Below are 14,126 nucleotides of genomic sequence, written 5' to 3'. Positions count from 1 at the left end.
TCCTTTTATAATGAAGGCTTGGGAAGATCTTACATTGTAGAAAATTATATTTTTTAGGCAATAGATCTAATATCTTCATCGGCAAGATTGCTAGGAATAACAATGACAGGGATTGAAAAAGCTGTCCCTTTATTCCCGATTAATTGAACAAGGGGTCCTGGTCCTTCTGTATGTCCACTGGCTGCTAAAACAATCAGTGCAATCCTTTTATCTTCGTCGATCAGTTTAGAAATCTCATCAATTTTTTTTCCTTCACGCACTACTATTTCTGTTTCAAGCGCATGGGTGGTGCGGACTTCACTGGCAATGTCTCCTAATATTTTATGAGCACTTTGCTTTGATTCTGTACGCATAAGGTTGTTTACACCCAGAAAATGTTGAAATTCTACACTATCAACGACACAAAGTAATACCAATGTTCTACTGGTATTTTGGGCATGCTGTGCGGCAAACGCAACGGCACGCCGACACTCTGGTGTTTCATCGATAATAACTAAGTTTTTTTTCTTTGGTTCTTTTTTCGGATTTTGGGGTTTGGAAATCATGCACTTTCTCTATTTTGTACAAACGATTTTTTTGCTCTCTACAGTTTTTAGTTTTATTATTTTTATGTATCTTGCAAAAATCCAACAATTTCACGAATTTTTTTCATATTTTCTTCTGCGAGCATACTAGCACGTTTAGCGCCATCATGCAAAACAGAGTCGATATAACCGCTTTCTTGATGAAGGCGACGTAATTCTTCTGTTATAGGGGCAAGCTTATGGACAACAAGGTCGGCTAGAGCTGTTTTAAAATGCGAAAATTGTTGACCAGAAAATTCTAAAAGAATCTTTTCTTTGCTAACTTTGGCAAAGGCGGCATAAATACCAAGCAGGTTATCTACTTCTGGTCGTTCTTTTAAAGCGGCAAGGGTATCGGGAAGAGGGGCCGAATCCGTTTTGGCTTTACGTATTTTTTTTGCGATAAGATCAGCATCATCGGTCAAATTAATGCGTGAAAAATCTGAAGGATCTGATTTTGACATTTTTTTCGTCCCATCGCGCAAAGACATAACGCGTGTGGCTGTTGTTCCAATCAGTGCTTCTGGAAGAGGAAAAAAGCCTTGTCTTTTTTCTTCATCCGTTTGCATAGAGACGCCAAAATTTAATTCGGCAATACGCTGTGCATAGTCGTTGTTAAACTTTTGTGCAATATCGCGTGTGAGTTCAACATGCTGTTTTTGATCTTCGCCTACTGGAACATGCGTTGCACGATAGACTAAAATATCAGCAGCCATCAAAGTGGGATAAGCAAAAAGCCCGATGGATGCTTTTTCGCGATCTTTTCCCGCTTTATCTTTAAATTGTGTCATGCGTTGAAGCCAGCCGATACGGGCAACACAATTAAAAATCCAGGCGAGTTCAGCATGTTGAAAAACACGTGATTGGTTAAAAATAATGTGTTTTTGAGGATCAATACCGGCGGCTAAAAAAGCTGCTGTCACTGTTCTGGTGGATTCGTGTAAAGTAAGGGGATCTGGGTTGACTGTGAGCGCATGCATATCCACAACACAATAGAGACAGTGATGAGAGTTTTGCAGTTCAACCCAACGCTGAATGGCTCCAAGATAATTGCCAAGATGTAAATGACCACTCGGTTGTACGCCGGAAAAGACAAGTGGTGTGAAGGTATCCATAGGAGTGCTCTTTCTTCAATTAAGGTTATTCATTTTATTGTTTTTGACAAAGTATAGATATTATGAGCGTTTTTTCAAATTTTTAAGCGTGTGAAAAAAGGAACGGGTGTTGAATAAAAAATAGGTACTAAAATAGATCAAAAATATGCCAATCATGATCCCAGCTAAGGTGATCGCGCGCAAGAAAAAGGATGCTTGTGAGGATAAAGGAAAAGACAAAAAACCAAATACATTCAATCCGTAATAGAGGGCTAGTGCACTCAAAAGAGTTGCCATCATGAGACATAATATTCGCTTTATTAGTTGGAAGTCGTATTTCCAATAACCGCGTTTGATAAGGACACTCCACAGCAACAGGGTGTTGGCCCATCCAGAGGTAATTTCAGCAATAACAATGCCTCGTGCAGATAGAATAGGAAATAATGTTAAGGCGAGACCGATATTGATAAAAACGCAAATACCTGTAAAAATCATCGGTGTTTTGGTATCTTCATGGGCGAAAAAATTAGGAATAAAGACCTTAATAAGAACAAAAGCTGGAAGTCCTAGTCCATAAAGCTCCAGTAATTGTGCAACATGGTGTGTTGATTGACTGGTAAATTGTCCTCGTTCAAAGAGCAAACTGACAATGGGAGTGGAGAGCAGCAAAAAAGCGATGGATGCTGGAAGTGTTAACAACAATGTTAATTCAATAGAGCGGTTTTGTAAATGGTGGGTTTCTTTATGCTTTTTGCTCCGCAAAGCGCGTGTTAATTCTGGTAAAAGAACCGTTGCAACGGCAATGGCGATTACGCCTAAAGGCAATTGATAAAGACGATCCGCATACATTAAAGAAGAAACAGCACCTGATTGACTAGAAGCAATGTTGGTATTAATGAGCAAATTAATTTGCGTGATGCCACCCGTGATGGCTGCTGGAAATGCTAAAGTTAACAGCTTGCGAACATTAGGACTAAAATGGGGCTGGCGGAAGGAAATTTTCATTCCACTTTGACGTAAAGCAAGGGCAATTAAGGTGAGTTGAAGAAGCCCTGCTGCCAACACACCCCAAGAGAGATTTAAACCGATATGCCAAGCGTCAAGTTTATAGATCCAAGCATAGGCAAGCACACCAATCAGAACAATGTTTAAAAAGAGTGGAGCAATGGCGGCAATAAAATAGCGTCGTAGAGCATTAAGCATACCCCCCATCATGGCAGCAAGCGACATGCAGGTTAAATAGGGAAACATGATTGCAGTAAAGTGAATTGTAGCGTTAAATTTTGTTACATCTTCTGTAAAACCTGGAGCAATAATGGTTCGTACCAAAAAAGGCATACTGAGTTCCATCGCAATCGTTAACAGTAAGAGCAGTGAAAAGAGAACGCCAAAGACCTCTTCTGCAAATTTGCATGCCGTTTCGTGGCCTTCTTCAGTGATTTTTTTTGCAAAAAGAGGAATGAAAGCAGCGTTAAAGGCACCTTCAGCAAAAAAACGACGAAATGTATTGGGAAAACGAAAAGCAGCGTTAAAGGCATCAGAAACAGGACCTGTCCCTAGGGCTGCTGCCATAAGCATTTCGCGTACGAAGCCAAAAATACGGCTCATGAGGGTTCCGGAAGCAACTGTCGCAATTTTTTTAATCAATGTCATAAAGATATATCAACTTTGTTGTAAAAGAGAAGCGATGACAGGAGAAATAAACTGTTTTAAATCATAAAAATCTGATCTCTATCCTAATCAAGGAGACTTTTTGAAAGCGTTTTACGACGGTGTTTATCTTTCTGTCAACAATGGTGCTTGAAGACTTTTTTATGCTCCTTTTTTACTGTTGCATTAAAATTTTTATTGTTGCCATAAAATAATTAAAATTTCTTTTTCAAACTGAAATATGCGAGTGATATCATAACAGTTTGAAGGGATATATAATGATCATTTCCCTTTATGGTGTGATATCGTGAATAGTGTAAGCCAATACCGTTCTGTTTTATGTGAGGGGTGTGACCCTATTAAAAGAACGCCAATAAAATAAAAGCGTGGAGCAATGCGCCATTTCCATTATTTATTCATTATTAAGAAAACAGCGCTTTAGATGTTTTAAAAAGTCGTAAGGCTGAGCTAAAAGGTAATGGTAAAGTTGGTGATTGGTTTTCACTTTTACGGCTTTATGTTTTCCCCAAATTTGCCGGCCCTCCCATTTTAGAGATTACATAAACAAGAGGATAGGAAGACATGATCTTTCAACAGCATTTTTCCTGTTCAGGTTTCTTTTCACAGTTGATGAGGATAAAATCTGAGGAAATAAGATAAAAATTACTCTCTCATGGTTTCCATTCTCTTTGAGGTGCGATTGATTTGCCGATGAAGGCAAGGGGGATAAAGGCTATCATTTTTACCAGAGGGGGCGAAAAAGTTAAAGTTTATGAAACTTTTAGACATTCATTGCCATTGCTTTTGCGTGTGCCGTTTTGTGAGGTTGAATATTTTCTTGTCTTTTGGGATTCTGATTGACGTTTTCTGTCATTTTTTGCACTTTAATTGCTTCTTTATCAGGCGTGTTGGAACATTTTTTTTCATTGTTTTTCTTTATAGATTGATGCTGGTTTGGTGCGAAGCGCTCATCGAATTTATGGTTATAAAAATACATGGGTTGTATATGCGGTTCTATCTCTTTTATCTGCTTGATTATTTCCATAATCTCTTTTGCTTTAATGGTTGATGTGCCAAGACTCTTCGCAAGTCTTTCAGGATTATTTTCTTTTATAACTTCATGTTCGTTTGAAGATAAGCGCTCATTGATTTTTTTGATATAAGTCCTTATCTCCCCCCTTAATTCAGGAGAGTTTGATAACATTTCTTGCTGTTGTGCTTTTGACAAGGAAAGGAGATTTTTCATCCAAGCCTTAGGTATTTCTACCGACTGTTCACACCGCCTTTGTTTTACATGATGGGTATGGAGAATGTCTCTTTCTGTTTGTTTAGAAATATTGATATAACGATCAATGGCTTTACAGAGGGGCAAAATATTTGCTTCAGCATGGGCGCGCGCGTTGTTTTTTATGCCAAATACATTGCTACCAGAAAGCTTAGAAATAGATTGGGGGGAGGTGGAAATTTGATAGGAGAGTTGTTCTCCTTCAGTATGATTTTCATGGATCATCTCAATTCTTTCCCGCAAAATATGACGATTGCCATAAATGATTTGGCACAAAGTTTCTATTTCTTTTCTTTTTGCTTGAATGGAAGCGTTGTTTTTTATCCTTGTGGCAATTTCATTGTTGGTAAGGGGGGGTATTGTTTGTGCGGGGATAAGCACTTCTTGCTGGTTTTGAACTTTTGGTGCTGTAAAGGAGAGGGCGTCACCGATTTTTAATGTCTGTATTTGCTCTGGGGTGAGATCTTTTTTATTTCCCAAGATGAAAATTCCGTTGGCATCAAGCATAAAGCCATTGGGTCCACTGCCTCTGTAAAAGCCTTTATAGGTATGACCTTCTTTTGCTGTTATAATAAGATGATGATGAATACTCTCAAGCCCGATATGTTTCATACTGTCCATGAATTCTTTTAAAATAAGTATTTTTTCTGGATTTGAGATATCTTCAAGCAGATGTTTCATTTCTTCTTTATCGTTATGTTTTAGCGATGCAATGCTGGCAAGATTCATACGTTTTTCTGTTACAAGAGAAAAGTCGAGTGTGTGGCCAGCAACTTGCCCAAGTTTTTCAAAAAACATTCGTTGCGTGCGTCCATTACCTTCTCTGAAAGGATGGGTATAGTTGAGCTGTATCAACATTTCAGTGACATATTCAACAAATGTTTCGCGGGTTAAGCCTTTTAAACTATTCGTTTCAGCAAGTATTTTATCTAAATTTTCTAGTCCCTCCTGTATCTGTTTTGCTGAGGCAAAAGAAATACCAGCTTTTTTCATCATTGGCATATAAGCAACGGTACCATCTTCAAATGTAAATGGTTTTTCGCGTGTTTGTCCGGCCCATTCAAAAGTATTTTTAAATAGGGTGTGATGAATATATTGGAGATATGTGGAGGTTAGTTTTTGTGGTGGCGCTTCTTGGCGCAGATGAATGATTGCTTTTGTTGTATCATGGGCACATTGCACTTTTAATTTTCCGTAGTCTTTTATTCCATATTTATTCTTTAAGGTGATACTATTGGGGTAAAAGAAATTACGGTGTATTGTCTTATTTTCTTCGGTTTCAGGTGGTGATGATAATTTCTCCTGTAAGGTGAGAGGGATTGTGTCCGTTTTTCTTGTACCAGTATCCCAGTATGCCATTGCTTTTTTGATAGGCTGTTTTTCTATTTCTGGATGATCAGAGCGTGTTTCCTTTGTCATTTTGACAGATATTGGATCATTTGTCGCTGTATTACTGCTCTGTAAAATATTTTTTTGAAAATCTTTTTGCATTTGCCTCATAGCGGAAGCCGATTGAACAATTGGTTGTGCCATTTGTTCTTTTTCTTGTGCTTGCAAACTTTTGGGCATAACTTCAACGCTGTCATGTAAAACATGAGAGGCAATCCATGGTGAAAAATAAGATTTTCCCTTTTTCTTTGTTTGAATGGATGTTTTGTCTTTGCTCTTTTCAGTTATTTCATCGTTTTTAAGAGTGGCTCTTTTTTCTTCTTTTTCTTCTGGAAGCAATGTTTTTTGCTGGGTTTTTTCTGGGTTTTGAACTTTTTGTGCTGTAAAGGAGAGGGCATCACCGATTTTTAATGTCTGTATTTGCTCTGGGGTGAGATCTTTTTTATTTCCCAAGATGAAAATGCCGTTGGCATCAAGCATGAAGCCATTGGGTCCACTGCCTCTATAGGTACCATGATAGGTTTCTCCTTCTTTTGCAACGACAGCGAGATGATAATTTTTTTCATCTAATCCAAGCTCTCTCATAGAGTTGGTGAATTCTCGTAATAGGAGCAATTTTTCTGGATTTGAGATATCCTCAAGAAGATGCTTCATAGGCTCTGGGTTGCCATGTTCCATGGCAGCGGCGCGGACAAAGTCTTTACGTTTTTTGCTCACAAGAGAAAAGTCTAGCTCATGTCCTGCTGCTTGAGAGAGTTTTTCAACAAACAGTCTCTTTGTGCGCTTATTGCCCTCTCTGAAAGGATGCAAGTGGTGCAAATCTATCATTATACCAGCTGCTTGCTCAACGAATTCTTCGCGAGTTAAGTCTTGTAAATTATTCTTTTCAGCAAGCGTTTTATCTAACTTTTCTAGTCCCTCCTGTATTTTTCTGCCAATCGCAAAAGGTTTTGTAAATTCTTTTCTTTTCAAAATGGGCATAGAAGCAACAGTGCCATCTTCAAATGTAAAAGGCTCTTCGCGCGTTTGTCCGGCCCATTCAAATGTACGAGAAAAGAGGCGTTGATGAAGGTATTTTAGATAAGAGGCATTAAACTGCTCTGGTAGAGGTTCTTGGTGCAGTTTTATCATTTCTTCTTTTACATCATTAGAACAGCGTTCTTTTAATATTTCGTTATCTTTGATGCGGTATTTATTTTTAAGCACTTTGCTATTGGGGTAGAAAAATTTTTGCGCTTCTTCATTGATTTGCTTTGAAATGGCTGCATTAATTGCAGAGTGTTGTTCTTGCAATTCTTCCGGTGTAGAGGAGGCACAATGTTCTGTGTTTTCTTTCATGCATATTTCCTTTCAAATGGTAACATTATTTTTTTAAAATCTTCTTTTTTACATTTTTTGCCTTTTATTATTTTCATAACGTTTTCTTCAAAGAAGAGTGCCTATTTGAATGATTGAAAAAATTGACCTTATTCGCATGGAACCAAGTTAATCATGGAACAAAGTTAAAGTTTGTAATTTTTATGAAGTATTATCGTGAAATTTTATCAATGAATTCTGTAAAATAATGGGGTGCCTTATTCAAAGTTTTCTGTATTTCATACACCGTTTTTGGTGCAATCTTGGCAAGATAATTGCACCAAAGTTTTGTATGAAAAGTCAACGATGATTAGACTATCACGACAAAGCCATTGCTTTTGATGTTTCGGCTCTGCGCGGTCGAACATGCGGTTGATTTTCTTGTCTAGAAGTTTCTGCAACTTCTTGATGTTGCTTTATTGTTGAGCGTTCAGGTAGCTTTGAGGGCTGCGATAAGTTTTGCTGCTGTTGCAATTTTTTATCGAGATCGTTAAGCGGTTGATGACGTTTTTGTTGTTCTGCCTGATGGTTTTGCACAATGGTGTCTCTTAACTGTTTTATCGTATCAGCATAATCCTTAATGGCGGTACAAAGGGTAGGAAGATTTTCTTCAGCAGCTTTTCGTGCTCCGTTTTTTATGCCAAGGACTTGCTTACCAGCAAGCGGAGCAAAATATGTACAATCCTTTTCAATTTGAAATACAATTTCTTCTCCTATCTCTGGAATTTTGTGCATATCTTCTATTCTATATTGCAAAATAAATGGATCCTTATAAACAATTTGGCACCAATATTGGATCTCTCTTTGACCATATTGAACCGATGGATCTTGTTGAACTCTGCGAGCAATTTCCTGATTTGAGAGAGGTTTTATTCTCTTTTCTGAAGTGAGCGGATTTTGTAAATGTTGATTTGTTAGCTCTTCCTCCTGTGCTTGTCGCTGATGTTGTTGTTCCGTGTGAGGACCTTGGGAAATATTTTCACTTTTTGTATATTTTGAAGTATACACATAACCGTTAATAGCAGCACGTAGGGTAGGAAGAGTTTCTTCAGCTTGTTTGCGCGCATGATTTTTTATGCCAAGAACTTTTCTACCAGCAAGCTTAGAAATAAACTTAGGCCGTTCTGTAACATCCCATAAGAGCTGTTCTCCCATATCGGGGTTTTCTTTGATTGCTTCTATTCTTTCACTTAAAATAAGCGGTTCGCCATAAACCTTTTCGCTCAAAAATCGTATTTCTTCTTGATATGCTACGAGCAATAGCTCTCTTTCCATTGTATTAATAGATGGTTTTTGTTCGTGAGACGGTTTTGGTTGTTCAATTGCTGTGTGTGGAGAGGAAGTTTTTGGGACGACAGTATCGCTTTGTTTTCTGTTTTGTATACGGTGCGGTTTTCTTGAAGGCGGGACGGCATATGTTCCACTGTCTTGTGATGATGAACTGCTTTGCTGCCTGACTTTCATATGTGATGATGTTTTGGGTCTAACACTTGGTTCGTGTGTTTCAGGATTTTGAATTTTTGTGCGGTTTTGTGCTCTTTCTCTCATGCGTGGGGGAAGGGGCGGAGCCACTTTTGTCTGTAGAGAAGGGGATTCTTGAGCAGTTGGTTTATTTTGTTCTCTATCTTTTGCACGCGGTGGTCTTTGTGGGGCCATTTTTATGCGCGTGGAGGGGCTTTCTTGAGTTTCATGCTTTTGGATTTTTGCGTCGGCTTGTGTTTTTTCTCTCATACGTGGGGGCGGGGGCGGAGCCATTTTTTTTTGCGGGGAAGGGGACTCTTGAACTGTTGGTTTATGTTGTTGCCTCTCTTTTGCACGTGGAGGTCTTTGTGGAGCTGTTTTTGTGTGCGGAGAGGAGTTTTCTTGGATTTTTGAGTTGTAGATTGTTGTGCTGGTTTGTGTTTTTTCTCTCATGCGTGGAGGAGGGGGTGGAGCCACTTTTGTCTGTAGGAAGGGGGACTCTTGAACTGTCGGTTTATGTTGTTGTCTCTCTTTTACACGCGGAGGTTTTGGCGGAACTGCTTTTTTTTGTGGGGGAGGTGTCTCTTGGTTTTTGGCGTTAGGAGGCATTGTGCTGGTTTGCACTGGGCTTTTCATCCGTGGGGGAGGTGGTGGAGCAACTTTTGGGTGGTGGGATAAATTTTCTGGGCGTTTTTCTACAGTTGCTTTTGGCAAACTTTGAGAAACTTGGGGAGGGGGGGGGCTGGTGGGGGATTGTTCAGCCTGTTGTTGAAATTTTTCCATCATTTCGGTGATAAAAGGGGAGGGATTTCTTTTTTTCATGCATATTCCTTTCAAACTCTTTCAATATTGTTTTTAAATACTATTTAAAAATGTACGTTGGTTTTTATTCTGTTTTATGCTTTTTCACTTACTCTAATATGAAAGAGAATATGAAACTGAGAAGCTTCACAAGATTTGACTCTCATGGTTCAGATCATAATCACTCTCTAAATATTGTTTGATCAATAGCTGAGATTAAGTAGCGGAGGAATGAATTTCCCCATTTCTTGGCGCAAATCACCTCTGCTATGGTTGCGCCAAGACGTTGGATTCAACGTGAAAACTTATGTCTGTTTAACTGGCAAAAGCCATCGCTTTTGGGGCGGCAGTTTTGCGAGGACGAATATCTGTTTCTCTTTGTTGCGTAGAGGTTGTTGCTCCTTTATGCGTTACCGTTGAAAGCTCAACGCGTTGAGCAGACTGTGAGACGCTTTGTTGTTGATGCAAGATTTGCGCTCTCTCAGAAGATGCTTCATTGTGTCCTTGTTTTGTCTGCTGAGTTTTTGAAAGGCTCTCTCTTACTTGTGTTACAGCTGTTGCATAATTGTCAGCGGCGTCAATGAGGTGAGAAAGACCCGCTTCAGCATGTCTGCGTGCTTGATTTTTAAAGCCACAAAAGTTATGACCAGCGTACTTGTGAAAAGATTGAGGATTTCCGACAAGTTGCTGTGCGAGTGCTTCTATTGTTTCAGGGTTTTGGAAAAGCTCTTCTGTTTGTGATTGCAAAATGTTTTCGTTCCCAAAAACAACTTTACACCAATATTGGATTTGGGCGCGGTGTCTTTTGACTTTTGAATGTTGTTGAATTTGGGTAGAAATTTCTGTCTCTGAAAGAGTTTCTTTTTCACGATGATCTGGTTTTTGCAGAAGTTTAGCGACGGCTTCCTTCCCCATTAAGCGTTCATAGTTTTTGAGTTCTTGCTCTGGAGATTGTACGAGGCTCTCTCTTGCCTGTTTTACGGCTTCTGTATAACAATCAATAGTAACGCATAGAGCGGAAAAACTTTCTTCCGCTTGTCTACGCGTTCGATTTTTAAAGCCCAACATGTTGGTTCCGGAAAGTTTAGTGATGCTTTCAGGATGAGCTGCCATGCGCCATGAGAGCTCTTCTCCTGCAGCGGGATTTCTTTGAATTTCCTGCATTTTTTCTTGCAAAATGTTTGGGTTACCATAGGCACTGACGGATAAATGTTGGATTTCTTCTTGATAGGTTCTAATTAATGAATGGTGTGGAAGCAATAGAATGATTTCTTCCTCTGAGAGAACTCTTGTTGTCCTTTGGGTAACTTGTGAAGTAACTGTTGCGTGTGTCGTTTCAGGTTTTCTCTGCCTTTTGGTAGAGCCGCCTCTTGTTAACGAAGCTGTTGGATTTGTTGATGCATATACAGTTTCTTCTCTTAAAAGAGATTGTCTTTCCTCATCTTCTTCCGGTATGGATGACAGTCTTTTGCTTTTTGAAGGCGTTTCTTTAGGAAGGGGGGCTGCTGCGCCTGAGACTTCTGCCGCTGCTTGTTCATAGAGCTTTATAAGTTCTTGTATTGAAGAGGATGGAAAAGGATGAGGGTGGGTTTTTTTCATGCATGTTTCCTTTCAAAAATTGTTTTAGAAAACCTCTTTGGTGCATTCTTGCCTTTTATGCTTGGATCGCTTTGAGACAAAAGAAATATCGAGCTGAATGAGCTTCCAAAGATCTGCGCTATTTGCAATCAGCTTAATGGACATTTGTGTCTTTTATACAGTTTTTTTGTGAAATATTATCAATAAGTTATCAATAGTTATCGTGAATTACAGGCGCCATTTTTAGGACTATTTTTTGTAACATTCTAAAACAATTCTTGGCGCAATCGCAATGAAACGATTTGCGCCAAGAAACTCTCTGAAAAAAAGATTACATGAAAAACAAAAACTATCTGTTTTTATGTCTATGCTCCCTTACATGGCATAAGCCATTCCTTTTTCTCCTTGTCTTTGTCGTTGTGGACTGTGCTCTGGACTATTGTGTTCTTGTTCTCTTGTGTGATGATGATGATGATGATGGTGTCTCTCAACTTGCTGAGAATTTTCTTGATGGCGTCTTTGTTCCGCTAGAGGGGTTTGCAATAGCTGTTCTTTTGCGTTTTCTACAGCTTTCGTATAACCATCAACGGCATCAACGAGCAATCTAAAACCATCTTCAGCTGCTCTTCGTGCTTGGCTTTTTATGCCAAGTGCGGAGCGGCCAGCAAGCCTATGTATAGATTCAGGATCTTCAGCAAGTCGATTTGAAAGGTCTTTTCCTTTACGGGGATCTGTAAGTATGTCTTGCAAGTGTTCTTGGAAAAGCTTGTCATTGCCATAAACGATCTTACCCCAATGCATGATCTCTTCTGCATGTGCTTGGACGTGTGGATTTTTTAAAAGCATGACACTTATTTGTTCCGTTGTGAGGGAAGATGAAGATCTTCCTCTTTGTTGTGGAGAAGCAACCGTTGTATAGTCAGTTTCAGGATCTTCTGTCCTTTGATGTTTACCTCTTGAAGAAGGGGTAACGCTGCTAACTGATGCGTATAGAACATCAGTTTCGTGTCTTGGAGAAGCAACCGTTGTATAGTCGGTTTCAGGATCTTCTGTCCTTTGATGTTTACCTCTTGAAGAAGGGGTAACGCTGCTAACTGATGCGTATAGAACATCAGTTTCATGTCTTGGAGAAGCAACCGTTGTATAGTCGGTTTCAGGATCTTCACTCCTTTGAGCATGATGTCTGTCTCTTGAAAGAAGGGAAGAGGTGCTAACTGATGCGTATAGAACTTCCTCTTCTGGGGTTGGACCGCGCTGGTTTCCTCTGGTTGGTTTATTAACTTTTGCATAGAGGGCTTCTGGATTTGCAGAAGGGCTTGGATGATGTTTTTTCATACATGTTTCCTTTCAATATTTTTAGAAAACCTCTTTGGTGCATTCCCCACTTTTAGTTTTGATAACTTTTATATAAGGAAGATATCCAACCGAATGACCTCCAAAGATTTTGCGCTATTCATATTGATATGTAATGAACATTTATGTCTTTTATACAGTTTTTTTATGAAATTTTATCAATAAGTTATGATAAATTATAGGATTCTTTTTTAGAACTATTTTTTGTAATATTTTAAAACAACTCTTGGCGCAATCCCGATGAAACGATTTGCGCCAAGAAACTCACTGAAAAAAAATTACATGAAAAACAAAAACTATCTGTTTTTACGTTTATGTCCACTTACATGGCAAAAGCCATTCCTTTTTCTCCATGTCTTTGTCGTTGTGGGCTGTACTCTGGACTATTGTATTCTCGTCCTCTTGCGTGATGATGATGGTGGTGATGTCTGTGTTCTGGGTCTCTTTCTGGACTTTCTTGTCTTTGACCTCTTTCTCTTTCCTGCTCCCGTGTAAACTGTTTATGGAGCTTTTGTGTATTATGTATATGTCTCTCAAGAGCTGAGCAAAGAGGACGAAAACCATCTTCAGCTTCTCTGCGGCTTAGAGATTTTACACCAAGTATTTTGTGACCTGCAAGCTTACCAGCGCTTTCAGGATTTTCTGCAAGGCTCCATAAGACTTTTTCTGCATTTTGAGGGTCGTCAAGGATCTTCGCAAGTGGTCCATTCAAAGCATGTTCGTTACCATAAACAACTCTGCACCATTCTTGCGTTTCTCTTACACCATATTGAAAGTCTACGTTTGTTAAAAGCTTTGTTGTAACCACATCTTTTGGGGTTCTGGGAGGGGAGATTCTGCCTCCGCCAACGCCTTGATAGATGGGATTTTCTAGTTGTTCAGACTCTTGCCCGCCTTCAGCTCCCATGCCAACCGTTGCATAGACAGACTCGAGTGGTCTTTGGGGAGAGCGACCACCTTCTGTACCAAATTCAAGCTCTGAATAGAGATGATGTTTTGGTTCTTGGGGATGTCGTCCACCCTGTGCACCTTCACCAACTGTGTCGTAAGGTGTTTGCCAATCTTGCGCTGCCAAATCTGTTATTGAATAGGGGTTTACGAGTCTGTCGGTGCGTCGCCCATCACTTGGTCTTCCACCAAGTCTGTCATAGGGATTTCCTAGTGGCTTTTGGGGAGCATAGACCGTTTTTGGTGGTTGTTGAAGTGTATATTGAGGTGAGGTGCGCTGTTCTTTGGGTGGCTTATTAACCCTTGCGTAGAGGTCTTCTACATTAGAAGCTCCTAGGTTTTGTTGGTCAAGTGGCTTTTGGGGAGCAAAGATCGTTTCTGGTGGTTGTTGAAGTGTATATTGAGGTGAGGTGCGCTGTTCTTTGGGTGGTTTATTAACCTTTGCGTAGAGGTCTTCTACATTAGAAGCACCTAGATTTTGTTGGTCAACTTGTCGTCTTAGTTCCTCTACATTGGTAGAAGGGCTTGGGTGATTTTTTTTCATGGCTGTTTCCTTTCAATATTTTTAGAAAACCTCTTTGGCGCATTTCCCACTTTTTGATATTTTTTAAGACAAAAGAAGAATATCAAACTGAATGGTCTCCAAAG

The 14,126-nt window shown here is 39.5% G+C and carries 8 protein-coding genes; all 8 read right to left on the bottom strand.

Annotated features, from left to right (window positions below):
* Positions 1–53: 53 nt before the first annotated feature.
* Complete coding sequence (locus ACFIN0_RS05690) at positions 54–545, bottom strand: universal stress protein (protein ID WP_375607238.1); 492 nt, start codon at positions 543–545, stop codon at positions 54–56.
* Positions 546–607: 62 nt separating this feature from the next.
* Positions 608–1,678, bottom strand: a complete 1,071-nt coding sequence (gene trpS / locus ACFIN0_RS05685) for a tryptophan--tRNA ligase (RefSeq protein WP_375702101.1) — start codon at positions 1,676–1,678, stop codon at positions 608–610.
* 60 nt (positions 1,679–1,738) lie between these two features.
* The gene (gene murJ / locus ACFIN0_RS05680) at positions 1,739–3,310 is read right to left on the bottom strand and encodes a murein biosynthesis integral membrane protein MurJ (protein WP_375607240.1); all 1,572 of its coding nucleotides are present in this window, start codon (positions 3,308–3,310) and stop codon (positions 1,739–1,741) included.
* Between the two features lie 778 nt (positions 3,311–4,088).
* Positions 4,089–7,319, bottom strand: coding sequence for a BID domain-containing T4SS effector (locus ACFIN0_RS05675; RefSeq protein WP_375702100.1), 3,231 nt, complete (start codon positions 7,317–7,319; stop codon positions 4,089–4,091).
* 336 nt (positions 7,320–7,655) lie between these two features.
* Positions 7,656–9,620: a BID domain-containing T4SS effector gene (locus ACFIN0_RS05670; protein ID WP_375702099.1), complete on the bottom strand. Its 1,965-nt coding sequence runs from the start codon at positions 9,618–9,620 to the stop codon at positions 7,656–7,658.
* Positions 9,621–9,914: 294 nt separating this feature from the next.
* Entirely contained in the window at positions 9,915–11,198 is a 1,284-nt protein-coding gene (locus ACFIN0_RS05665) for a BID domain-containing T4SS effector (protein ID WP_375702098.1), read from the bottom strand.
* Between the two features lie 354 nt (positions 11,199–11,552).
* A complete protein-coding gene (locus ACFIN0_RS05660) occupies positions 11,553–12,512 on the bottom strand; it encodes a BID domain-containing T4SS effector (RefSeq protein ID WP_375702097.1) in 960 nt (319 codons plus the stop codon).
* 340 nt (positions 12,513–12,852) lie between these two features.
* Positions 12,853–14,022, bottom strand: a complete 1,170-nt coding sequence (locus ACFIN0_RS05655; protein WP_375702096.1) for a BID domain-containing T4SS effector — start codon at positions 14,020–14,022, stop codon at positions 12,853–12,855.
* Positions 14,023–14,126 lie beyond the last annotated feature (104 nt).

This window comes from Bartonella sp. AA89HNZF (assembly GCF_042196905.1).
Taxonomy (GTDB): Bacteria; Pseudomonadota; Alphaproteobacteria; order Rhizobiales; family Rhizobiaceae; genus Bartonella.
The sequence above is the reverse complement of the archived record's forward strand: the minus strand, read 5'-3'. Positions and strand labels throughout refer to the sequence as shown.